Raw genomic sequence first — 26,197 nt, forward strand, 5'->3', positions numbered from 1 at the left:
AATATAATAATAATTTTGCGTTTTATCAATTGATTTGCAAATTAATTTCGATAAACAATATGAAAACATTAAAAATTAGCAACTATTCACTATACTCTGATATTTTCCCAGTTGTTCCTTACACCGTTGCCACTTGATTTAAAACAAATGTTATTGTATAATGAGCAAGAAAAGTAAATATTATATTTTAGAGATAGAGGCGCGATGCTTAGGAGTACTATTACGGAGACAAGCACTATGATGTAATAGGAAAGGATTCATCGCCGAAGTGAATAGCTGATGCTTTAAGGCTATGTTGCTGGTTTTGCATAGAATATGTGCACGACTGTCACAATTTTTTTTGTGGAGAGCTATCCAAAGCGGATTTTATTTGTATTTTAATTAACATGAGTAAAACAAGCCTTGGATTTCATACCAAGGCTTTTTATTTTTGTATAAACTTTATTAAATTAGGAGGTACGTTATATGGCTTTAACAGGAGTATTTGTTCCATTAATAACACCATTTAAGAATGACAAGGTTGATTTTAATTCATATAAAAGAATGATTGATTTTTATTTAAGTAAAGGAGTTCACGGTTTAATACCTTTAGGGACTACAGGTGAAAGTCCTACAGTTTCAGATGAAGAATATGAGGAAATCATTGAAAAAACAATGGAGTATACCAATGATGTTGTTCCTGTTTATGTTGGTTTAGGAGGGAATAATACCAAAAAGGTTAAAGAGCAGCTTAAAATTGCAGAAAAGCATAAAGTAAAAGGAATATTATCAGTATCTCCTTATTATTCAAGACCAGATCAAAGAGGCATTTATGAACATTTTAAGGCTATTGCTGAAGCTACTTATTTAGATATTATTTTATACAATATACCTTATAGAACAGGAAGAAATATTGAAAATAGTACTATCCACAAACTAGCTGAGCTTAAAAATATTGTTGGTATTAAAGATGCTAGTGGTGATATATCACAAACAACAGATTTGCTTTTAAATAGACCTAAGGATTTTTCTATATTAACTGGGGAAGATAGTTTATTTTATTCAACTCTTACCCTAGGAGGAGATGGCGGTATTTTAGCTTCTGCTCATATTAATCCTGAATCCTTCATTAAGGTATATAATGAAGTTATAAATAATAATCATAAAGCAGCCCTAGAAACTTGGAAGGAATTATATAAGTTCATTCCTATGTTATTTGAACAACCTAACCCAACGCCATTAAAATATTGTATGTACAAATTAGGTTTAATAGATTCTTCAGAGGTAAGACTACCTTTAATGGAAATTACTGATGATTTAAAAGATAAGTTAGATAAAGTAATGGGATTCTAAAAGATGGGATGTGATAGTACGCATCCCATTCTCTTTTCTTCAAATGGTTAGCTATGCTTTATCTCCAGAAAGTAGTATCTGTCTTTATATAAGTTTCATTAAATAAGAAAGCCACTGTAAATGCAAGGACCTAACACAGAGTACTAATTAATTCAACAATACCACAGTTATAATATTTTTAACATTTTTCGGACATACTACTTTTATCTCAAGGAAGGTGAAGCCGTGATGTTGGATTGGATAAAAAGTGTTGTTGAAAAACTAGAAGCTGGAACTTTTACACTTATTATATTACCTTTGCTTGTTGCTATAGCTGGGTTTATTCATATAATAAAAAGTAAAAGTAGCTAGTATCTGATTTAGTGAATAAAAACTCTAAAAATATATTAGAGGCTGACTAATTGTATTATTTGTGTTTTATCTCCTAATTTTACATAAAGAGGTATATCTCAGAATATTCTGAGATATACCTCACTGTTTCTTTACTTTTATTATAAGCTGAAATGCATAAATTTCACATTACTGCTTGCTACTTCATTTGATACTGTTTTCCAAAAAGCAAATCATATTGTATAAGCTTATAGTCACTTATAACTTTTTCATTTAATAAATCTTGACTATTAATATTATTTTGAAGGTATGGATAATCTTTTCTTAATTCATCCAATATATTAAAATAACTTGGATAATAGACATTGGAATCCTTTAGTACTTGCAATGCTATTTGAGCTGGTGAAATTGGGGTATCAAGAGATTTTATTTCTTTGTAATTTGACCAGGCAACAAACGGAGTTTCATAGTTAGTTATATCCTTACTGATATTATTAATATCCTTAAAATAATCTAACTTATTATACACATCATAAACACCTTCAGGGTATCCTAATCTTGGCAAATGGTCACCAAAGTAGTAAACGATGGTAGGCGTACCGCTCTTACTTAATGAATCAATAAGTTTTCCAAGTGCCTTATCTGAATCGTAAATTCCTGAAGCATAATTGCTAAGTATGGAAGTTTCAATATCATTTAACTTATCAGATTTCGCAGTAACTTCTAGGGGATTATAAATATCATAGTAAGGATCGTGATTTTGCATAGTAACAGCAAATATAAATTTAGGATTATTATCCTCATTTAAAGTATTAAGAATTTTATCCACAAGCTTATCATCTGAAATATTAAGTCCTTTGTTATCAGTATTTTTATTGAAGCCTGAAATATCTATAAATTTGTCAAAACCTAAATAATTATATACCTTATTTCTATTATAAAACTCACCGTCATTAGGATGTATTGCAATTGTTTTATAGTCATTATTTTTTAGTACAGTAGCTATACTTGGAGTATTTCTTCTTAGATACGCATTATAAGGTATAACACCAGGATTCGTAAAATATGTTGATAGTCCTGTCAAAGCTTCAAACTCTACATTAGCAGTACCCCCTCCAAATACTGGCGAAACAATTTTTCCTTTTTGGTATTGTTTAAGATTTTTATTAATATCTTTACTAAAAGAAACATTATCAAATTGAGTTGGATCCCAAAAGCTCTCACTCATTATCATTACTATATTAGGTTTCTTATTAGAATTTACGGTAGCTTGAACAGTATTATCACTAGCAAGTGATTCAGCTATTGCACTAATTTTTTCCTCAGAATAATCCTTAGGTTTATCATCGAGGTACATCTTCAAATCTGTAGCATAAAAGAAATTCTGCATAAAAAACCCATTGGCCAATACCTCATCTTTACCAACATACCATGATTTACCCATGCCCAAATCTGATAATAAGTCATCTCTACTTGTTATCATAAAATTTGCTATATTTAAAACCAAAGCAATTGGAAGCAAATATAAAACTGGCTTAGGCTTAAGTGTCCTTACAACAGCTTTTCTAAATTTAATTATTATAAATAGAAAAACTACTGCAACAGCAACAGCTATAGTTATAATTTTAGTACTAATGTATCCACCTGAGATTAACAACGCATTCTTTATAAGATAAATATCCCATGGATATAATGGTTCATCAAAAAATTTTATTTTAATAAAATTTCCTAAAATCAAAAATGATCCAAGTATAATAATTATTAATGTAGATAATCCCATATTAATAATTGAAATTAAAGCCAGATAAACTCCTGATAAAAAAGTAATATTTAATATTGATTTTAAAGATATTATACTTTTAGCTGTAGTTAAGAGTTGCCCTCTTATTGTATACTCACCTACAAAAACCAGTATAAAAATAACACTGAAAAATATAACAAAATTTAATATGTATTTGTTTAAAATCTTAATATTTAAATCTTTAAAAGCATATTTATTAGCTTTAAATAAACATGTATATCTATAAATTAAGTAATTTACGCTTAAAGAAAAAGAGATATAAAACAAAACGATATATGGTAGAAGTACTAAATTTTCACCTCTCTTAGTATGAAACTTTAAAAAGGATATATTTTCAGTGATTGATAATCCCCTGGATTTTAAAATACATACTACCAATGCTAGAAAAGAAATAATCAAAATCGTTAAAATTATTTTAATCTGATTTTTTGGTTTTTGAAGTTTCACATCTCTTATCATGTATCCAAATAAGTATATAGGATAAAACACTATAGTAAATATTGGTATATTAATATTTACTATGGAGAAAAAATATATAGCTAAAAAACTAACTACTATTGAAGTTAAAAAAACTCGTTTAAATTTAATTATTTTTGGAGTTATATATCTCCAAATAAAAAATGAAATTATAAACATATTGAACGAATAAATATTATCCCTAAACGTCATTAATAAGAACAATACATTTACTGCTAATAAAGTTAAACCTTTTCTTTTATCTGAATTAAATCTAGTTACCCCTAACGTAAAAATATTAAAGGAACTAATTAGAGTATTTGCTAAAATTAATTTTGCATTATTGATTTTAACTATATCTATTACTGATGCTACCAAAAACAATAGCATGAAAATAGTATTAATCTTTAGTTTATATTGTTGTTTTTTCATTAAGCTATCAACCTCCTTCACTTTTGTTATAGATTATATTTATAGAAGAAATTCATATATAAATATAATTAAAAACTATGAATATTTATCATATTCATCTATAATACACTAACTAACAAAAAAAATCATAGTTATACATTGTCTTTATATATATTAAACTTTATTTGTGTCAATTCTGTGACAAATTTGTGTAGGTTCTGTAACAAAATTATGTGAATTATTCTAAGTCACCAAATCTTTTACCAAAGGAAGTAATTGTATGAAAAAAGCCCCTGTCATTTAACAGGAGCAATTCTATTACATAGAAATTTTATCAAATAAATCTCTGCTGTATTTTTGGATATCTAATAAATTAATCATATTATATCTTTCCTTAATTTCTGTAAAGTACTGAATTATTAAATCTTTTTCAATAATTTTATTACAAGAGTCAGTATTTGAAAATCCTGCCCTAGTTAAAATCCAAGGTTTCTCATTATGCGTCATTTGCTCTAGCACTTTACCACTATAACAGCTATAGAATTTAATAACACTCTCAATAACACTCTTTTCTACATCATTTAACTGTATAGTATTAACACCAAGTACTTCAGTATCAATAGGTTCATACCCAAACTTTTTATATCTATCATATACTTTTCTATATACAGGACCATGTACCCAAGCTTCACAATCTTCTTTAAAAATAAAATTTCCTGTAAAAACATAATAGAAAGATTGAACATAGTATAAAAGTTTTTGCAATGCTAAAGGTGTAACATCTTCACATCTAATTAAAAGGTATTTTATTACTGAATCTATTTTGTCGTCTCTATTAATCTCTCCTACAAGATTAATAACTGCTTCTTTACTTTTATTATAAGCTATCACTTTAATTTTTTCTTTTCCAGTTTCTAAAATGTCTAGATAGTAATATGGATCTTCATAAACTTTTTTAAGAATATCAGAATACTGTTTTGTTGGCATATCACCATCTAAATAACGACTAACCGTATGCTCTCCCCACCCTAACAATAAAGATAATGGTCTTTTTCCAATGCAATAATTATTAATAATACTTTCTATTTCTTCTACCATTACAATACTATGTCTTCTTCTATATTCATCATATAAAATTTTTAAGTTGTAATCTGATATTTCTGATACAAAAATTTCATTACCACAATTACTACAAAAAGCTTCTTTTCCCATGTAGTCTATTTCTTCACCTTTAAGAATAGATTTCTTTGATATTTCATGTACAAGGTATTTATATTCATCCATGCAATGTTCACAAAATCCTAAATGTTCCATACCTTTCAACTCCTTTCACATTTAAAGTTATCTGAATAGATATGTAATAGGCTTGTTTCTCTTATGGAAAGAAACAGTAAACACAAACTCTCCAGACCTACTCTTGATTATATTAAACTTTAAATATATATCAATTAAACTTTGTATTCCTTCTACATCACATAACTCTCTTTGAACGCAAAATACATATAATATTTCATGTTCATACCCTAACTTCATGTTTTGTAACCCATAACAAAAATCTGTATATTTTAAGCTCAGTAAGATTTCCACTCGTTTCTTTTCAGTTATATTGTAATCGTAAATAAATTGTATATTCTCTTGTCTATTATCATTTAAAGATATAGTATACTTTTTCCTTCTTACACAGCTTTTAATGGTCTCTAGCAACTCTTTAATCTGTTCTTCACTGTAATCTTTTAAATAATGTTCCAACACATCACCACCTTGCTTTTTAACGACCTAGTAAGATGATAAAATTGTACTATATCCAATGCTATATGTCAATATTATGCACTAATTAGTGCATTTTATTCATATGTTTTAATTTTTGTTAATTCTTTTCTCATCCACCTACTTTACTCATATTGCTGTCATATACTAGTCTTAAGTTAACTCATTAAACATATAATTTACAGTACATTATTCAAATATTTGTGTTAGTGGTGAGAATAAATGAGATTCATAGTTTTAGGTGACTCAAAGGGTAAAAATTATGGTATAAATGAAAAGGTACTAAAGAGAATCATGGAGGAAAGCTGTAAACTAAATCCTAGTCCTCAGTTTATTGTAATGTGTGGTGATACGGTAGCAGGCAGTATCAAAGAAGAAATATTTACTATTCAGCTGAAAAGACTAAGGATGTTGATTGAAAAACATCACCCAGCCAAACCCTTAATTCCAGTGATAGGTAACCATGAAGTTAATATTGAACCAACAGATGACCGATTTGAAAAAATCTTTAGCCAGGTTTACGATGATTTACTTATCGATGATTTTCTCATAGGCTACAATAAAACAGTGTATTATATGGATTTTGATGATACCAGAATCATAGTACTTAATGCTTTTCACTATGGATCATTACACAGAATTGACAAAGAGCAGCTTAATTGGTTCGAAGAAAAGGCTTCTGAATGTAAGAAAAATAAAATTGTATTTGTTCATTCACCGGCATTTCCTACTGGCGCCCATATTGGTCACTGTTTGGATTTATATCCTGAGGATAGAGACGCTTTCTGGAAAGTAGTTGATAAATGTGGTGTGGATATAGTTTTCTCAGGACATGAGCATAACTATTCCAGAAGAATAATAGACAGTTCATTTAATAAAGAGAAAAGTTACTATAAAAGAAGTGTTTACCAGGTAATCACAGGTGGTGGTGGTGAGAAGCTTAATCATAAATATAAAAGTAAAGAAGGAGTTATAATAGCTCCTATTGATGTATATCATTTTATAATTGTAGATGTGGAAATAGATTGTATTAAAGTATCTGCTATCAGTTTAAAAGGCAAAACTTTGGATGAATTCAAAATAGATAAAACTACGGTTCTAAATTAATAAGGAGCTTTAGAAGTGTTATTATCACTTAATTAAGGTTGCATAAGTTCAAGCTTGCTAAGAAGGATGGGATGTTCTTACTAGCGAATTATTCATCGCTGTTCTAACAATCCCATCCTCATCTTCAATGGCCTCTACCTCCTTCCACTGCTTCAGTTTTAATATTAGTTTTATGTAATCATGCTTATGAGAATGTACTGAATATGCTTACGAACTAAACAATTATTTTACTTCCTTAACACACCAAATATCTTTATATTTTATAATAACCAGAGTATTTTCAGTAGGTTCTGATTGTCCAGCTGAAGTAGTCCAAAAATACTTAATTTTTATTTCATAAGATAAGTCATTTAACTTTTTCTTAGATACTATTTCATACCTGTCTAACCAGGGGCTCGAAGTACCTATTATCCAAAAACTTTTCTGAGGATTTCCCCATTCTTCAATAATCTTCTTCTTTAACTCATTGCAAGCAACAGCATAATGAAACACTCCATTTCTTGTTTCCTCAGCTTTAACCCAAAGTGTTACAACTTGTTCAGGAGTAGTTGCTCCCAGTTGATCTAGTGCTTGTTTAAAGAATTCAACCTGTGCTTTAGTTTGTTGAAAATTTGCTTCATTTATAACAGGTTGTTTATTTTGGTAACCAAGGACAACATTATTCGTTGAATTCATTCTAAAACTACCGTCATACACAGTATTCAATCTTAATAGTGTTGTAGTAATAAAAATAACTGGAGCATATCTAAAAGCACTCTTCATCGCCAACTCACTTCCTTAGTAATGAATATTTACATATTTAGAATACCTAGCTATTCATTACTTTATAACTGGAAGTTAATGATACCTTCTTCAAAAATTTTTTATAACCAAAATAGTACCATAATAGACTCCCGCTTAGGGATAATAATAAATAATACAGTATAACATTAAATCCATTTAAATCACTCCTAATCCCTAAATCAAATAATACCAGTATATTAAAATTTATTAATTCATTAACCGCCAATATTTCAACCAATATTCCTGTAACAATTACGTAAAATAATAGTACTATCATAGTAAAATATTTATTTTCTGCAAATGTTGTTAAGCCTAAAATAAATGTTGAAAAAGCAGCTGAAGAAATAAACAAGCCTATTTTTTTAGTATAATAGAATATAAGACAGTAAACAAAGTTTGAATTTTTTTTAAAAGAGGGGGATTTTAAGTGTTTTACGTATTATTAATTATGGTTTTAGTTGTATTTGGGTGTGCGGAATACATATTCCTAATGCCTTTAAACCTAAGCTATTCTGGAACGTGGATCTTTGCGATTTTAGTTACCGGAGTGCTAGGAGGATTAGCTTTTCTTAAGATGTATGAAGATGAGAAATATATTTCCAGTAAAGCAAGAGTCTTGCCTTTAGCTCCTGCTATTGTAATGATTGTAGGTTTTATTGTAATGCTAGTAGTGTCTCTTCCCATATTCAGAAGTGATGATTACAGACGTTTAATTGGAAGTGTACAAGAAAAAACCTTTACTAGTGAGATACAGGTAGTGGATTTAACTCAGTTGCCTGTGGTTAAGGAAAATTATGCTAAATCCCTTGCAGAAAAGAAGCTTGGTAATTTAGGAAGTAAAGTAAAGATTGGCGAACCAACGTTACAAAATAACAATGGAGAATTAAGATATGTTTTTCCATTGCTACACAGAAGTTTTTTTAAATGGGCATCAAGTCCTCAAGGAACGCCAGGGTATATAGTAGTAAGCGCTACTAATGATAAGGATGTTAAATTAGTGGATGAGATAAACGGACAAAAGATTTTCATAAAATACCAAACAGAAGCTTTTTTTGGAGATGATGTTCGGAGAAGACTTTTCTTTTCAGGTACTGGTTTAGCTACTAAGGGGTTAACAGATTTTACTTTTGAAATTGACAATACTGGTAAACCATACTGGACAACTACAGTATATGAGCATACTATAGGGTTAAGTGGTTCAAAAGCAGTTGGAACAGCTATTATGGATACTCAAACAGGAGAGGTTAAGGTATATACTGTTGAAAACACTCCTGATTGGGTTTCTAGAATTCAACCGCAAGATATAGTTGAAAATCAAGTTAACAGTTGGGGAAAGTATGTCCATGGCTGGTGGAATTCATTCTTTTCAGAGAATGATGTTCTGAAAACTACAGAAGGATACGGGATAGTATTCAATAATGGAAGGACGTATTTTTATACTGGTATTACAGGTTCAGGTAGAGACGAATCTACTACGGGATTTATGCTGGTAGATACCAAAACAGGCCAAGCAACCTATTTTAAAATGAGTGGTGGAACAGAAATCGCTGCTGAAAAATCAGCAGAATCTGAGATTAAGAACATGGGTTATAAGGCTGCATTTCCTACTTTAATTAATGTTGAGAATATTCCCACTTACTTTATCACATTGCACGATAATGAGGGTTTGGCTAAAAGATTTGCATTGGTTTCGGTATCGAATGTTGGTATCGTAGGGGTAGGACGAGATGTAAATGAGGCTAAGGCAAGTTACTTAAAAAGTCTCAATACTAAAGGTGGTGTTCTTGGAGGCGCTGGAGAGGAAAAGACATTGGAAGCAGTAGTAATAAGAATTGGTGAATATCAATCTGAGGCTAGCTCATACTACGCTATAATCCTACAGGGTAACGAAAATAAACTATTTAATCCACCTATAAGTCTTTCCCCTGAGTTACCTATAACAAAGGAAGGGGATACTGTTAGGATTACATTTGTAGATACGGGATATGGCTCTATAAATGTAAAGAGTTTTGATAATTTAGTCTTTAATCAAGATTTAGCTAAAGTAGAACAGTCTGTTAAGATGAATCAGCAAAAGGTTGAAGGTGAAGAGAAGAAAGAAAATGAATAAAATTCTTTAAATGTTTTTAAATGAGAAGCTTAAAAATTTAAGCAAAGAAAACAAAAAAAGAGCTTATGAAAATTTTAGATAAAGTCTCTGTTCTAAAAAACTGTGTTATTGGGATTAATAAATTAAGGACAACCTAGCTGGTTGTCCTTAATTTATATTCATTTACGAGTAACTTATTTAAGATAGATACTACAGTGAAGTATATAATCTATAATTAACTAGCCATTTCTCCTTGGCTTTCTGAATTTACTATATCATTTTTAGCGGCTCTTTTAGCTAAAACAGTTGTTACAGCAAATGCGATGATAAAGGCAATTATCATTCCAACTGCGAATGGAACAATTGATCCTGGTTTAATAGAAATAATACCTGCTATACCTGCAGAGCCCATTCCAACTGCCTTTACCTTATAAAATGTTACAAAAGCGCATGCTATCCCTGATCCTATAATTCCTCCTATAAATGGATATCTTAATTTTAAATTAACACCGAACATAGCTGGTTCTGTAATACCTAATAGTGCTGAAATACCTGATGCTGATGCAATACTTTTAATTTTCTTATCTTTAGTAATAAAGAAAACTGCAAGTGTTGCTGCACCTTGTGCTATATTGGACATTGCCGCCATTGGCAATAGGAATGAACCACCTGTTTTTCCAATGTTAGCTAATAATTGTGTTTCTACTGCAATAAAGCTATGATGCATCCCAGTAATAACAATTGGTGCATAAACAAATCCCAAAATTCCCCCACCAATAAAGCCTGTTGTATTATATAACCATACTAATCCATCTGTTAATAAGTTACCTGCAGAACGTGTAATTGGTCCTACTAATGTAAATGTTAGTATTCCTGTAATAAAAATAGTTAATAACGGTGTAAGAAGATTATCTAATGCTGATGGAATTACTTTTCTTAAATATGTTTCTATTTTTGATAAAATATAAGATGCTGCAAGAACAGGTAACACTGTACCTTGATAGCCTACTTTTTCAATCTGAAAGCCGAATATGTTCCATACTGGAATTTTACCATTCACTAATGCTCCACCATAGCCCCAGCCATTTAACAAATCTGGGTGAACCATTAACATACCAAGTGCTGCCCCAAGATAAGGATTTCCACCAAAACGCTTTGCTGAAGAGAAACCAATTAACACTGGTAGGAACACAAAGGATGCATTAGCAAATGTATTAATAAGTGCTGCTAAATCTATCATTTCTGGATAGGCATCAACTAATGAATTTCCTGTAATAAATAAGTCCTTTGCTGTTAATACGTTGTTGATTCCCATCAATAAACCACCGGCAACGATCGCAGGGATAATAGGAACAAAAATATCTGATAACATTTTTACAAATTGTTGAAATGGATTTAGTTTTTTGCTTCCAGCATTTTTTACATCTTGCGTGGACATTTCAGAAAGGCCTGTTAACTTTGAAAACTCTTTATATACTTCATTTACAATTCCTGCTCCTAATATAATTTGATATTGTCCACCTGTTGCAAAGGTACCTTTTACTGCTGATATTTCATCTAGCTGTTTTTGATTGATTTTTCCTTCATTCTGTAAAACTAAACGTAAACGAGTTGCGCAGTGTGCCGCAGCGGTAACGTTTTCTTTGCCGCCAATGGCAAGTAGAATTTCTTTTGCAATTTCTTTGTAGTTCATAGTGATCCCCCTTATATTGTATATTTTAATGTTTAAAACTTATCATTTGGAAATCTTGATGTAATTTCCTAAAGAATTTTATACAAACCTAGCATATATCAGTGTAAAGTTTCCCGCTGTATTTTTAGTGTCAATGCAGCGGGAATTATTTAAATTAACTTTTTAGTAAATATACTCTTGTTTCATAAGATTTTAGTTCAAAGGATTCTATACTATCAGAGCGCTCTGTTACATAATTTCCTATAATAAATTCCTTAGAATTATATTTTATCTCTTCAGGTAAATTAAAAACTGGAGTATTCTCTGTAAAATTACAGATTACAAGAAGCTTTTGATCTCCTAAAGTTCTTGTATATGCATATATCTCCTGATGATTTTCAAGAATTAAATCGTAGGTTCCATATACCACAATCTCACTTTGCTTACGTATACTAATTAATTTTTTATAGTAGTTAAAGATAGAATTTTTATCATATAACTGAGAATTTACATTAATTTGTTTATAATTTGGATTTACTTTTATCCACGGAGTACCAGTTGTAAATCCTGCATTTTCATTATCATCCCACTGCATAGGCGTACGAGCGTTATCTCTACTTTTTGCATAAATTGCTGTCATCATTTCTGCTGGATCTTTTCCTTTGATTTTAACCAACTCATTATATGCATTTAAAGTCTCAATATCTCTATAGTCCTCTAATGATTTAAAGGATACATTAGTCATACCGATTTCTTCCCCTTGATAAATATAAGGTGTTCCCTGCATCATATGAAGACAAGTTGCTAACATTTTTGCTGACTTCGCCCAATATCTATTATCATCCCCAAAACGAGAAACTACTCTAGGTTGATCATGATTATTCCAGTATAGACTGTTCCATCCACCTCTTTCTAATCCTTTTTGCCATTTAGTCATGATTTTTTTTAGTTCAATTAATTCAAACGGTATATTACTCCATTTTCCCTCTGGACCATTACCTAAGCCCATATGCTCAAATTGAAAGACCATATTGAGCTCATTTCTAGTCTCTCCAACATATTTCATAGCTTCTTCCGTATCAACTTTTGGTGTTTCCCCTACAGTCATTATGTCATACTTTGATAATACCTCTTTATTCATTTCCTTTAAAAATTCATGAACCCTTGGTCCATTAACAGAATATGGCGCAATATTTCCATATAGGCGTCCTTCTCTTATTTCTCCGTCAGGGAATCGTTGATCCTTAGAAATTAAGTTGATAACATCCATTCTAAATCCATCAATTCCTTTGTCTAACCACCATTTCATCATGTCATATACTTCATTTCGTACTATTTCATTTTCCCAGTTTAAATCAGGTTGCTTTTTGGAAAATAGATGAAGAAAATACATCTCTGTGTTCTCATCGTATTCCCAAGCAGAGCCACTAAAACTAGATCCCCAGTTATTCGGAGGTTGTCCATCTAATCCATTTCTCCATATATAATAATCTCTATATTTATTATCTGTGGATTTTCTACTTTCTATAAACCATTGATGTTCATCAGAAGTATGATTTACTACTAAGTCCATCATGATTTTTATGCCCTTATCATGAGCCTTTTGAAGTAACTGATCAAAATCCTCCATCGTACCAAACTCTGTCATAATATCTTGATAATCACTTATGTCATATCCATTATCATCATTTGGGGATTTATAAACTGGAGAAAGCCAGATAACATCAATGCCAAGTTCCTTTAAATAGTCTAACTTCTCAATAATTCCTCCTAAATCTCCTATTCCATCTCCATTACTATCCTTAAAACTTCTTGGATAGATTTGATATACAATACTTTCTTTCCACCATGCTTTATTCATATTAATTCCTCCATTGATTTTTTATAATTGAATTCGCTTACACTTGACCTTATAATAATATTATATACACACCATCACTTGTAATCTTGCTTTATTTTCTCTAAAAATAACACTATTTTCACCAAAAGCTTAGGAGGAATAAAATTGAAAAATAATAATTTAAAAGAAAACAGAACTCATGGTAATTCTATATTTCCACTCCATGTTTACTCTCATATAGACACTAAAGGTAATTACTCTGTATCTCATCATTGGCACAACGAAATTGAAATAGTATATGTAGAAGATGGCACCTTAATATTTGACATAGATATGCAGTCCATTAAAGTAACTTCTGGCCAATGTATTTTTATAAATAGTGAACAACTTCATTCAGTTTATGAAATAGCCAGCAAACCTTCTATACATCACGCCATAGTATTTGATCTTAATATATTAAATAGCTCTATTTATGACTATTATCAAAATAAATATATTGAACCAATATTAAAAGGGTCTCTTCGGTTTCCTTTATTCCTTGATTCAAATTCTACAGGGAGTAATAAAACTTTGCGTGAAATTTTAGAAATGATTGATACTTATCATAAGAAAAGTGCTGGATGCGAACTCAGTATAAAAGGTTCTCTATTAAAGATTATCGCAAACTTAGCTGAAGAAGATAAGTTTATTAAAAATGATGCTACTCTTTTAATCCCAAAAGATTACAAGGTACAGCTAATAAAAAAGGTGCTTAATTTTATTCATAATAATTATACACAAAAAATATATATCGATGAATTAGCTGCCGAAGCTAATATGAACACTCGATATTTTTGTAGATTTTTTAAATCTGTAACTGGAAAAACTCCCGTTACCTATATTAATGAATATAGAATAGAAGAAGCAGCTAAACTGCTTAAAACAGGAGATGCAAAAGTAATGGAAGTGTGTTTTAATGTTGGTTTTGATAACTTTAGTTACTTTATAAAAAAATTTAAGGAATACAAAAATTGTACACCCTATCAATATAAAAAAATCCTCGACATTCCGTAGAGGATTTTTTTATATTGATAGGGTCAACCCTCGTATCAAATTCATTTGCAAACATTTTTTAAAAAAGCCAATGATATTTTATGCCATAAAAAGCAAAATGCTCTTAATTACCTCTATTTATTTCTCCTCATATATCCTTACCTTCCGCTTAAAGAAGGATCTGCTTTACCCGACCCACTACTCCACTGACAAGTCGAACTTTTATTCCATGAGGATGAGTAGAAGAATTTGTAAGAATATTTCCAACTATTCCTTCGGTTAATTTTCCAGTGCGTTGATCTTGCTTTTGTACAATCAAAACCTTTGTGCCTGGTTTTATATTTTCACGATTGTTTCCGTTCATAAGAATCTCCTTTTAACTTAGTTTTAATAGAATTTCATACAGTATTTCAACACTATTATACCTTATATATTATTACAACGCACTCCACACCTGTCGAGTTGACAATATTGATGTGAACTACTCCCACTTTAGAAGTAGGAGTTTCCTGTTTCAAAGACCTCGCAACCTATAGATAAAGCTATTTAACTTCAATAGCATCCTGATACCTTACATCAATAGATTCTCCTTTTTTCATAGCAATATGTCCAGATTCATAAAGTTTATTATCTATCGTTAGAATAACTTTTTGTGAATTATAGTACTTGCCAAAAGTATTCGCAATACTTTGAAGAATCATGCTTTCATATCCACTTCCAGCATTCATTTCAGTTAAAAAGGCACTATTTAAATCAATATAAACGGTATTATCTTTGTTTAAGTATAGGCTATTAATCTTTGTATTTTGAGAAAATACTTTTCCTAAATTTTTGTTTACTGTTCCTTTATAAGCTTCCTCTAAAACTTGTCTTGTGATATCATTCGTCTTAAAGCTCAGTTCTTTAATCTGATAGTAAATCTTATTATCATTGATATTTGGGTAGAAGAAGCTAATTCTTTCTACTAGTGAAACATTTTCCTCAATTTTACTTAGAGATGATGTTATTTCATCTTTTCCAGAGGTAAATATTGATTTTACCAAACCAACATTTTTAGCATAGTAATCAGTTACTTTATCATTTGATCCTTCAGTCACTACTTCAATGGCTTTATATTTGCCTGATGGCGTTGTAATATCAGCTGAAATATTGGTTATTGTTCTTACCCTTGAATCCTTAAGGGTCCAAGTGGTACCCTTTTCTAATGGTTCCATTAAAAGGATTTCTTCTTCTCCGCCCTTTTCATTTAAAAGGTTTTCTCGATAATATGCTTCTTCTCTTGATAATAACCTAGTAAGCTTACCATCCTTTAATTTAATCACCCGAGCCATGACTGTACCACCATTATTGACTCTTTGTTGAACTTTATCATCTGAAGTATAATCTATATATACATCATAAGATGCATATTCATTTCCCATACCCTCGTAAACATACTTCACATTTTCCTTAATTGGATAATAATCTTCAATCTTCAACACCGGAGATGAAGGATTTTTCTGATCATCATTTCCATTAATTGTATTGTTATCACTATTTGGACTTCTACATCCGGACAAAAAAACAATTGACAAGAAGAGACTAATTAGTGCCAGCACTTTTTTCATTATTTACACCACCTTTATCTTCTATACCTTATATATATATGTATATTAAAGCATTTTCATAAACATCCTTAATATTATTATAAAACTGCCCATCTTCTCTCCATATATTGCTCTATCCCTGTTTTTTTATTTCCAGTAGAAGAAAAGCCACTTTCAAGATATTTACTTGAAAGTGGCTTTTACCTATATCATTAATTTACAGATGTTGCTTGTAAATTCTACCGGATCATTTATAGATAATCCTTCTATAAGCAGTGCTTGACTATACAATAAATTTGTATATAGATCAAGCTTATCTTTATCTTTTGTGTAAGCTTCTTTCAATGACCTAAACACATCATGATTTATGTTTACTTCTAAAACTTTATCTGCTTTTACATTCTGATTATTAGGCATAGAGTTTAGTATTTTCTCCATTTCAATTGTAAGTTCGCCTTCGTTTGATAGACATACAGGATGATTCTTTAACCTTTTTGATTCCCTGACATCTTTAACTTTATCTGATAAAATATTTTTCATATATTCAAACAGTTCTTTATTATCTTTATCATCGGAGCTAGAGGATTTTTCATTTTCTTCTATTTCTATACCTAAGTCACCGCTTGATACAGATTTAAATTCCTTGTCTTTATATTTCATTATCATTCTTACAGCAAACTCATCTATATCATCGGTAAAGTATAATATTTCATACCCTTTATCTAATACAATTTCTGTTTGTGGTAGTTTCTCAATTCTTTCATTTGATTCTCCAGCAGCATAATAAATATATTTTTGCTCTTCAGGCATTCTAGAAACATATTCATCTAAAGTGACCATTTTTTTCTCTTTTGACGAATAAAACATTAATAAGTTTTGTAGGACATCTTTGTTACTTCCGAAATCGCTATAGATGCCATACTTTAATTGTCTTCCAAAGGATTTGTAGAACTCTTCATATTTATCTCTTTCATTCTTTAATATATTTTCTAATTCATTTTTTATTTTAGTTTTTATATTTTTAGCGATAAGTTTTAACTGTCTATCGTGTTGCAATATCTCTCTAGATATGTTAAGGGATAGATCTTCTGAATCCACTATACCTTTTACGAATCCAAAATAGTCAGGTAATAAATCTGGACATTTATTCATTATCAAAACGCCACTTGAATACAACTCTAGGCCTTTTTCATATTCTTTTGTGTAGAAATCATATGGTATTTTTTCTGGAATAAATAAAATTGCATTGTAACTCACCGCACCATCAACACTAGTGTGAATATATTTTATTGGTTTGTCAAAGCCGTAGTGTTTTTCAGAATAAAAATTCTCGTAATCTTCCTTACTAAGTTCTTTTTTATTCTTTCTCCATATAGGAACCATACTATTTACAATTTGTTCCTCTGTATAGTCTTCGTATTCTTTTTCACTATCCTCTTTAAGTCTTTTTCTGGTTATATCCATTTTTATTGGGTATCTAATAAAATCAGAGTATTTCTTAATTATAGATTTTAATTTGTATTCATCTAGATATTCATCAAAGTTTTCATCTTCTGTGTTTTCTTTTATTTTGAGTATAATATCTGTACCAATAGAGTCTTTTTCACATGGTTCAATGGTATAACCCTCTGCACCTTTAGATTCCCACTTATAAGCTTCATCACTACCAAAAGCTTTACTTATAACAGTAACAGTATCAGATACCAAAAACGCGGAATAGAAACCAACTCCAAATTGACCAATTATGTCATATCCATCTTTTAGTTCGTTTTCTTTTTTGAAATTTAAAGATCCGCTTTTTGCTATAACCCCAAGATTATCATCAAGTTCTTCTTTTGTCATTCCAATACCGGTATCAGAAATTTTTAATGCTCTATTTTCCTTGTCAGTGACTATTTTAATATAGTAATTATCTTTTTCAAAACTCAAAGATTCATCTGTTAATGCTTTGTAATAAATTTTATCAATAGCATCACTGGCATTAGAAATAAGTTCTCTTAAAAAAATTTCCCTATGAGTATAAATTGAGTTAATCATAATATCTAGCAGCCTTTTAGACTCTGCCTTAAACTGTTTTGTTACCAAGTAAATCTCTCCCTTCTCAATAAAAACTAAACATAAATTTTATTAGCATAGTAATAAATTTCTAAAGATAGTTTGGATAAAAAGTTTACCGTGCTCAAACTTCTTTTTGGTAACCATGTATCTCTAAAAAGTCATCAAGCATGTTGTAGAGATCTTTAAAGTAAGTTGGCCTAGTAATTAAATCATTGTTGTTTAAAGGTACTAATTCAGCCATGATTAACAACTCCTTTACTTTAATATTTTATAATCATTAGCACTCTCATCATTAGAGTGCTAATCCCTAATTTTTATATATCATACTTTAAATACCATGTCAATATACTTTATCAGTTTTAATCTTTCATATGCTAAATTTCATTTAACAAGCTGCCATTCACAAAGTGAAATCTAGTAAAAGTAAATAAGTTTAATGTCTATTCACTTTTATTATGCTGGAATAAATTAAATAGGTATTACCAATATATATCCGAAAATTCAATATTTATCATTTCAACATTATTATTTAACACTGCATCTTTATTAGTATCCTTTGTTTTTTCTATAGTTCTTGAAGGCAAATCTATCTTAAATTTACTACCTTCTCCTAATTTGCTTTCAACATTTATTTTACCGCCATGCAATTCAACAATTGATTTTACAAGGCATAATCCAATGCCACTTCCTTCAGTATTGCGAGTAAAGGATTTATCCACCTGCTTAAATCTTTCAAAAATACTATCTAAATGTTTTTCATCAATTCCTATACCACTATCCTCTACTGATATCTCAACAGTGTTGTCTTTATCAGTAATATTCACATATATTTCATTCTGTGGCTCAGAAAACTTAATAGCGTTAGAAATAAGGTTAAGAATAACCCTTTCAATTTTATTAGAGTCGCAAGCAATGATCTTTTCTTCCACATCTGTGTCAAAAATAATACTGAATCCCTTACTGTTAATATATTCTGATACCGATTGAACGATTTCTTCAACAACATTAACTATGTTTTCATTAGATAGATTTAATTCAAAAAATCCAGATTGAATATTTGATAAGTCTACTAAGTTACTTATAAGCTTTGATAATCTATAGCAATTCTGTGTCATAATATTAATGTATTCGGTAATCTTATCTGTATTATTTGTTAGAGAATCATCTCTTAAATATGAATTAAATAGCTGAATTGTACTAAAAATCACATTCAAGGGAGTTTTAAGTTCATGAGATATATTTGCAAAAAATTCCTCGTGAATTCTAAGTATTTTTTCCATGTGATTATTAGTCTTTACTTCCTGAGTGACATCAATTAGAATTGCAGCTATTTCTGAAACTTCACCATTAACTCCAAATACAGGCTGATATAATACATTTACAAACATTTCTTCTCCAGAAACTACTAATTTTTGATATTTTAAATAAGATGATTCCTTCGTTTTTATAACATTCTCAATATGTTTAAAAACATTCGATTTATCAAAATTGGTAATATCTTCATAATTCTTTCCTATAATATAGGAAAGAGACTTTATTTCTGGTTTTAATTGCTTAAAAATATTATAAGCTTTTTGGTTAATATTTGTAATTTTAGAATCTGGATATGACAATCTTAAAACAGGCAAATCAAGATTATCTATCATTCTATTCAAAAAATTATATTGAGTCTTTATTAATAAACCTTCTTCATATCTTACCTTTTCAGTAATGTCACGACAGCATAATATTCCTGCCATAAAATTTCCTTTATTATCATATATTGGGGTACCATTTATATCAGTATAAATAACATTATCATTAGTTTTTATAGTCATTTTATATCCCAATAATTTTTCACCCCTTAGCACCCTATAAGCAGGAGTATTATCGTAGGGGATTAATTGTTTATCCATATCGAAATATTCAGCTTCTTTAAGACCATCTCCTATCTTATTCAGCTTTGTAGATTCAATACAAAAAGTATCTCTAGCTGCTTTATTAAGTGTGGTATAGTTACCATCCTTATCAAAAATTAGCAAAGCATCAGACATATTTTCAATAATAGCTTCTAATTGTTCTTTCTGCATTCTTATCAATTCATCATTATTAACTCGTTCTGTAATATTACGAGAACATATAATAGCCTTTACTACTTCTCCATTTTCATCATAAATAGTACTTCCACTTACATTGAAGTGATATACTCCATCAGGTCTCTCACATGTTAATCTATATTCTTTAATTCTTTCACCTCTTAAAACTCTACGAGTAGGCAAGTCTTCTTCTGCAATTGAATTACCTTTTGAATCATAATATTTCGTATGAGCTAATGAATCTCCAAATTCTTTAATTGAATCTGAATTATAAAAAAATTCTTTTGCACCAGCATTCAATAAAGAATAAGTATAGTTTTTATCTAAGGTAAATAATCCATCAGATATATTTTCAATGATTGCTTCTAATTTTTGCTTCTTTTGTTGTTCAATAATTTTAGCTTGCTCTTCAATTAGCTTTCTATTTAAAACTCTTTCTGTTACTTCCTCAGCAGTATCAATTATATATTTGATTTTTCCGTCGACGAATATTGGTATTACTGACCAATTCCAATATCCAGTTCCTTTTTTAAAATTATCATATTTATTTTCGGTTAAATGATAGGACTTACCAGTTTTTATAATGTCTAAGAAAATCTCTTCTTCATTACTTCCTTCAAATCTAGTTACTATTTCTTTCTGTTTTTTACCTATACTATTTTCCTTTCGATTATATGGAGCATCCAAAAAATCTAAAAACGTCTGATTAGCTTTAAGCAACATTAAATCTGGAACACTGTGTATTGCAAATCCAATTTTACTATTTGCATAAAGTTGTTCAATAACCATACATTTATCTTCAATCCGAGAATTTGGTTTCTCTATAAAAAAGTACATTTTTTCATTTTGGCATTCTAGAATACTACAGGATATAGTAACTTCTCTTGGTTCGTATGATTTAGTAAATATATAACAATCACAATCTTTTTCAATGCTTTGAAGGTATATCTGGGAATCGATTCTTAACATATAACTTATATCGGCAAGTGATTTTCCTATCAACTCACTTCTTAAATAACCGCTAAACTTTGTAAACTCATTACTAACTTCAATAACTATACTGTTTTTACTATACAGAAATAAGTCTTGAGCTTTTTTATTCAAAGTATACTTCATAGCTTATCCCTCCGTTTTTCCAATATACCAACATATAAATTTCTTTTATTACTAAAATAATCAAATCGTAAAATATACTTAGTAATATTCCTTTATTACATTTTATCACATTCTATACCATATTGGTATACTTACCGTAATTGTTAATATGATACTATCATTTTATCTTTGGTTAAGTTATCCACTATTTATTTATTATTGGAGTATAGTATTAAAAAATTTATTAAATACATAAATGAGATTTTAAAATACAAATAAACATTAATTTATTAACTAAATTTTATAATGATATACTAAATCATAAAACAATACCAACAAAATGGTGTAAATAATATAAAGCCCTGGAGTTATCCAGAGCTTCTTTTGTTATAGATAATATTTAGCTTTTGTGGTGTATTATTTACATATTAAAAATTTGAACTAAGAATTTTTATTTCTTTAAGCAATTCATTATACTCATTATCTAATTCACTTTTTTTAATTGGATCTTTTTCTATGGATAAGCGGGAAATGATTTCTGCATGCCTATTTTCTAAAACCATAAGTTTATGTTTATTTTGTTCCTCAAATTTGTTTACATTTAATTTATCTTTTTCTTTGATAAGTTCTTCATAACTACCATTACAGTCTACAATGTTTTTATTTTGTATTTCAATAATATGGTCACATACATTAGAAATAAATTCCCTATCATGGGATACCACAAGTACTGTTTTATTAGTGTTAATAAGAGCCTCTTCTAAAGCCTTCATAGATTTTATGTCAAGATAATTTGTTGGCTCATCTAAAATTAAAACATTGTTATCTGAGATTAATATTTTACAGAGTATAACCTTAACCCTTTCGCCGCCACTTAAAGTATTTACTTTTTTAAAAACATCATCACCCTTAAACCCAAATTGATCTAAGTTAATTCTTATAAAACTTTCGTCATAAGAACAACTATCTTTTATACTTTTAAGTATTGTTTTTTCCTCTTCTAAAATATCCTGTGATTGGTCAAAGTATCCTATAACTACTTTATTGGCAAGCTTAATGTTCTTATTATTTTTATTTAATATCTCTTTTAGTAAGGTACTTTTGCCACAGCCGTTGTCTCCAATAAGAGCTGCCTTTTCTCCTCTTCTTATTTTAAATTCAACTTCCTTTAATAATAGCTTATCTCCTGCAAATAAATTTAAGTCCTTTACTTCAATAGGATATTTTGATGCAAGTTGTAGATTTTCTTGTATCTTTATTTTTGTTTCTCTTACTATCTTTGGTTTTTGTTTTACTTCTAAATGGTCAATCCTTTTCTTTAATGTCTTTATATTGCTGTCAATATTTTTCTTAGCTTTCTGTCCACCCATTTTGTGCAGCCTAGCTTCTGAATTCCCCATTCTTCTCGGTGCACTTTTTATACTGTCCCTTAACCTCTGTTTAACTAATATAGCATTTTCCAACCTTTTCTTTTCGCTTATATATATCTCATATTCAGTTTCTTTTCTTTTTCTTTCTTCATTTTTTAACTGTACATATTTAGAATAATTTCCACTGTATTTAGATATTTTTCCTTCTTGAATTTCCACAATGGTATTACACAACCCATCTAATAGCTTTCTATCATGGGAAACTATTAGTAATGCCCCTTTATAACTTTTCAACATATCTTCAAGCAGCTTTACACTATTACTATCTAGATTTGATGTTGGTTCATCTGCAATTATAAGACTCTTATTCTCATTCAAAGCCTCCACTACTTTAAGCTTAACTTTTTCACCTCCGGATAAGAAGTCCTCATATTTATCTGGTGCATTAAAAAGCTTTTTTATCTTACTGTGTGCACATCCTCCTGTATAGTTCTCATTTTGGCTTATATAAGAATAACTGTCAGTTAAAAAGATTTTACCTTGTTCAACCGGAATATGACCTATTAAAGCCTTTAGTAATGTGGTCTTTCCGGCACCATTTTCCCCCACTAATCCTATTCTTTCCCCTTCTAATATTTCAAGTTTTTCTATATCTAAAATTAATCTATCTCCATAATATTTTTTTACTTTATCTAATAATGCTAATGTCATAAAAAAAATCCCTCCTTAAATTTATAGGAGAGAGTACAATTATCCCGTAAAAGGCAAATTTAGATATACCACCTCTAGGTTATAATCTACTCTCTTAAAACTTAAGCATAACAAATAAACCTACAAACTAGGCAATAAAATTACATGTTATACTTAAAAAATCAAAAGTAGATTACATTCTCATCAGTGAAATTACCTCCGCCTTACTTAATATTTTTTTATCATAATAGCACCCTTTGTACAATATGTAAATATTATCCTTTTGAATGCTAACTAGCGCAACTATAATTTTAAATCTATAAAATCCTATGGAAAGACCATAATAAACAGATATGTCTTGAAGAGCTTTATTTGATTCTATCAATTTATTGCTTTTTATTAATTCATATATATAAATATCGGATATAAATATTATACTTATTATCCGATATTTATTATAGTCTATTTAATAAAACAAACTTCTGCTTTCTAAATACTAATGTATTTTTACTTCTTTCTTTGTCATTCTATAAGGAGGTTATCTTAAAAATTAAAAAAGTCTTTGTCAGCTCCTTAATATATACATCATACTTTAAATATCATGTGAATACATTTGTAATTTTATGCATATATTATTTCTTCTAAAGTTAACTGTATTCCACAATCTAGTTTACCACTAATAACCTCATCGCTATACTTATATATAGCTTGTCTAAACTCTACAAGTGTCTTAATATTTTTTATATCTTTTTTTATAATGACTTCGCTATTTTTGAACTGAATAAATTTTGATAACTCACTAGCGTTCCATTCAGAGAGCAATTCTCTTATGTTACCTTTTATTACTTTTTTCGTCTCATCCCCAATAATACTTGAAATACCATCATAAGTATTTATGCAACCGTCTACAATTGTCTGTAAAGGTATGTTTTTCTGTCCTTGAACTCCTTTTGAAACTATCTCTTGAAATACCCCACCGATAAATTCATACTTATTAGTTTTCTCAGTATATCTAATTATTCTAGGAATTCCATTTTTGAAACAACTAATATTCTTATTATTAGAATGCTCATAAATCTCTTTATTAATGGAGTTTTTTTCTAAACTTATAGTATTTTCATCAATTCTTACAATTATAAAATTAACTTCATCGCTTGTGCAATTTTCTACATTTTCTAAATAAGCTTTATTATACATGTAACCTAGATTAAAAGTAGGGTTAACTAGAGATTGTCCTTTTATTCCTAATGATTTTAAAAGTTCTTCGTAATTGCATTTAGAATACCTACATGCTTCATTACCAGAAATTATCTTCCCATCCTCACATTCAAACCCGATCATATAATTCTTATTTCTACAGTGAATAATTACATCAAACTTTACATTTATATTAGCTTTATCTGTATATAATCTTTCAACACCTATAATCTTGAATTTATTTTCAAAAAGAAACCTTGGAATATTTGATAAGGGCATAGTTAGTGCTACTATTATATTAATCATATCTATTTCTTTTAAAAAATTACTATTCTCTGATGATACTGTAGATGTCATCTATATCATACCCCCTTACCATGATATTAGGATCTATAAATCGTGATAAATTTGTACATAACCTCATTATAGAATTTCCACATACTCCTCTCGAAATAAATACATTCATACCTATACTTGAAATTTCAAAATTTATTTTTTTGCCATAATTACCGTTATGTAAATCAACAGCACTTATTCTTGCATATTCATCCGACATCTGCTCTACAAACCCTAATAACTTAAATGGCTCTTTTCCTGTAAAAATCAACTTTACCAATGAAGTTATACTAATATCCTTTTTATCAAATATTATCTCTATTGGTACACCGCCTATAGCTCCATCATAAATTCCTAATGCCATTTTTTCTTCAATGTGATCTATCAATTTTTCATAGTCTCTTATTAGTTCTTCTAAGTTATTATCATGCTCAATAAAACTATTCCCTTTGGCAGTAACTTTTCCGCTATATTTTATATCATCAATTACAAACTCATCTTTGCCTTTCCCAGATAATATTTGTATTTTACTTAGAGCTATTTTGTTTTTGAAGTCACTACTACTTTCTAATAGATCTAGAAACTTATTTGCTAGCCCCGAAAACCCCTTATTTAACTCTAAATTATAATCGTTATTATCATCTTCAAAAAAATCATTTTGGGATAACCCATCACAAAATCCAACTTTTACCCCATACAAATATTTACTCTTACTAAAATTTCTAATAAACCTAGATGGCAACCACAATTTATCAAACCCTTCCTTTTTGGTCAGATGGTCAATAAAATTATCACTATTTTTCACTTGACTAATTGTATGCATTTTCCAAAATCTCTTGTTATTAATATCTAGATACATTTCTAAGCTATCTTTCTTAATTAAAAATAAGTTTTCTTCTTTTGTTTCATTAATTTCGGCATAATTAATTATAGTATTTCTTAGTGTTTCACAAATGTTATCATAATCACTACATGTATTTAATAAATGTGTTTCTATTAAATAACTTTTTAATAATGTATTATCAGTACCACTTCTTGTTGATTTTTTATATTCATTGTATGTATTGCTCATTTTAATACTAAGTTTTTCAATCAATTCTTGTGAATTATTAATCTCCATATACTCTCACCTTCTCTTCAAATAAAATAATTAAACTATTTATAGGTTTT

18 protein-coding genes and 1 riboswitch are annotated in these 26,197 nt (G+C 29.2%); of the genes, 5 read left to right on the forward strand and 13 right to left on the reverse strand.

The window, feature by feature from the left end; genetic code table 11:
* The first annotated feature begins 186 nt into the window (after positions 1–186).
* Positions 187–361, forward strand: a riboswitch (Lysine riboswitch).
* Between the two features lie 104 nt (positions 362–465).
* Positions 466–1,332, forward strand: coding sequence for a 4-hydroxy-tetrahydrodipicolinate synthase (gene dapA / locus CPJCM30710_RS08905; protein WP_212903822.1), 867 nt, complete (start codon positions 466–468; stop codon positions 1,330–1,332).
* Positions 1,333–1,560: 228 nt separating this feature from the next.
* Complete coding sequence (locus CPJCM30710_RS18095; RefSeq protein WP_281413972.1) at positions 1,561–1,683, forward strand: hypothetical protein; 123 nt, start codon at positions 1,561–1,563, stop codon at positions 1,681–1,683.
* A 178-nt stretch (positions 1,684–1,861) separates the two neighbouring features.
* Here the strand turns inward: CPJCM30710_RS18095 and CPJCM30710_RS08910 are convergent, their stop codons facing one another.
* From CPJCM30710_RS08910 to CPJCM30710_RS08920, 3 genes are all read right to left on the reverse strand, one after another.
* Positions 1,862–4,351 carry an LTA synthase family protein gene (locus CPJCM30710_RS08910; protein WP_212903823.1) on the reverse strand — a complete coding sequence of 830 codons (2,490 nt, stop codon included), beginning with the start codon at positions 4,349–4,351 and terminating at the stop codon, positions 1,862–1,864.
* A gap of 297 nt (positions 4,352–4,648) precedes the next feature.
* Positions 4,649–5,644 (reverse strand): type II toxin-antitoxin system antitoxin SocA domain-containing protein, encoded by a 996-nt coding sequence (locus tag CPJCM30710_RS08915; protein ID WP_212903824.1) that lies wholly within the window; start codon positions 5,642–5,644, stop codon positions 4,649–4,651.
* A gap of 27 nt (positions 5,645–5,671) precedes the next feature.
* Complete coding sequence (locus CPJCM30710_RS08920) at positions 5,672–6,082, reverse strand: hypothetical protein (RefSeq protein WP_212903825.1); 411 nt, start codon at positions 6,080–6,082, stop codon at positions 5,672–5,674.
* Between the two features lie 237 nt (positions 6,083–6,319).
* On the opposite strand from CPJCM30710_RS08920, the gene CPJCM30710_RS08925 reads away from it, so the two are divergent.
* Positions 6,320–7,204 (forward strand): metallophosphoesterase family protein, encoded by an 885-nt coding sequence (locus tag CPJCM30710_RS08925; RefSeq protein WP_212903826.1) that lies wholly within the window; start codon positions 6,320–6,322, stop codon positions 7,202–7,204.
* A 222-nt stretch (positions 7,205–7,426) separates the two neighbouring features.
* On the opposite strand, the gene CPJCM30710_RS08930 is transcribed toward CPJCM30710_RS08925, so the two are convergent.
* Positions 7,427–7,966 carry a hypothetical protein gene (locus CPJCM30710_RS08930; RefSeq protein WP_212903827.1) on the reverse strand — a complete coding sequence of 180 codons (540 nt, stop codon included), beginning with the start codon at positions 7,964–7,966 and terminating at the stop codon, positions 7,427–7,429.
* A gap of 448 nt (positions 7,967–8,414) precedes the next feature.
* Here CPJCM30710_RS08930 and CPJCM30710_RS08935 point away from each other — a divergent pair, with 448 nt between their 5' ends.
* Positions 8,415–10,097 (forward strand): cell shape-determining protein, encoded by a 1,683-nt coding sequence (locus tag CPJCM30710_RS08935; RefSeq protein WP_212903828.1) that lies wholly within the window; start codon positions 8,415–8,417, stop codon positions 10,095–10,097.
* A gap of 214 nt (positions 10,098–10,311) precedes the next feature.
* On the opposite strand, the gene CPJCM30710_RS08940 is transcribed toward CPJCM30710_RS08935, so the two are convergent.
* On the reverse strand, positions 10,312–11,769 hold the full coding sequence (locus CPJCM30710_RS08940) for a sucrose-specific PTS transporter subunit IIBC (RefSeq protein ID WP_212903829.1): 1,458 nt from the start codon (positions 11,767–11,769) through the stop codon (positions 10,312–10,314).
* A gap of 154 nt (positions 11,770–11,923) precedes the next feature.
* Complete coding sequence (locus tag CPJCM30710_RS08945; RefSeq protein WP_212903830.1) at positions 11,924–13,609, reverse strand: glycoside hydrolase family 13 protein; 1,686 nt, start codon at positions 13,607–13,609, stop codon at positions 11,924–11,926.
* Positions 13,610–13,753: 144 nt separating this feature from the next.
* Here CPJCM30710_RS08945 and CPJCM30710_RS08950 point away from each other — a divergent pair, with 144 nt between their 5' ends.
* Positions 13,754–14,641, forward strand: a complete 888-nt coding sequence (locus CPJCM30710_RS08950) for an AraC family transcriptional regulator (protein WP_212903831.1) — start codon at positions 13,754–13,756, stop codon at positions 14,639–14,641.
* Positions 14,642–14,789: 148 nt separating this feature from the next.
* On the opposite strand, the gene CPJCM30710_RS08955 is transcribed toward CPJCM30710_RS08950, so the two are convergent.
* From CPJCM30710_RS08955 to CPJCM30710_RS08985, 7 genes are all read right to left on the reverse strand, one after another.
* The gene (locus CPJCM30710_RS08955; protein ID WP_212903832.1) at positions 14,790–14,984 is read right to left on the reverse strand and encodes a YwbE family protein; all 195 of its coding nucleotides are present in this window, start codon (positions 14,982–14,984) and stop codon (positions 14,790–14,792) included.
* A gap of 178 nt (positions 14,985–15,162) precedes the next feature.
* Positions 15,163–16,227 carry a GerMN domain-containing protein gene (locus CPJCM30710_RS08960; protein ID WP_212903833.1) on the reverse strand — a complete coding sequence of 355 codons (1,065 nt, stop codon included), beginning with the start codon at positions 16,225–16,227 and terminating at the stop codon, positions 15,163–15,165.
* A 183-nt stretch (positions 16,228–16,410) separates the two neighbouring features.
* Positions 16,411–18,291 (reverse strand): molecular chaperone HtpG, encoded by a 1,881-nt coding sequence (gene htpG, locus CPJCM30710_RS08965; protein WP_212903834.1) that lies wholly within the window; start codon positions 18,289–18,291, stop codon positions 16,411–16,413.
* Positions 18,292–18,743: 452 nt separating this feature from the next.
* Positions 18,744–21,455 (reverse strand): PAS domain-containing sensor histidine kinase, encoded by a 2,712-nt coding sequence (locus CPJCM30710_RS08970; RefSeq protein ID WP_212903835.1) that lies wholly within the window; start codon positions 21,453–21,455, stop codon positions 18,744–18,746.
* A 407-nt stretch (positions 21,456–21,862) separates the two neighbouring features.
* Positions 21,863–23,515 (reverse strand): ABC-F type ribosomal protection protein CplR, encoded by a 1,653-nt coding sequence (cplR, locus tag CPJCM30710_RS08975; RefSeq protein WP_212903836.1) that lies wholly within the window; start codon positions 23,513–23,515, stop codon positions 21,863–21,865.
* 600 nt (positions 23,516–24,115) lie between these two features.
* The gene (locus CPJCM30710_RS08980; protein WP_212903837.1) at positions 24,116–25,048 is read right to left on the reverse strand and encodes a hypothetical protein; all 933 of its coding nucleotides are present in this window, start codon (positions 25,046–25,048) and stop codon (positions 24,116–24,118) included.
* Complete coding sequence (locus CPJCM30710_RS08985) at positions 25,020–26,147, reverse strand: hypothetical protein (RefSeq protein WP_212903838.1); 1,128 nt, start codon at positions 26,145–26,147, stop codon at positions 25,020–25,022. Before CPJCM30710_RS08985 ends, CPJCM30710_RS08980 begins: the two co-directional genes overlap by 29 nt.
* Positions 26,148–26,197: the final 50 nt, after the last annotated feature.

Source organism: Clostridium polyendosporum (assembly GCF_018332455.1).
GTDB lineage: Bacteria > Bacillota > Clostridia > Clostridiales > Clostridiaceae > Clostridium_AY > Clostridium_AY polyendosporum.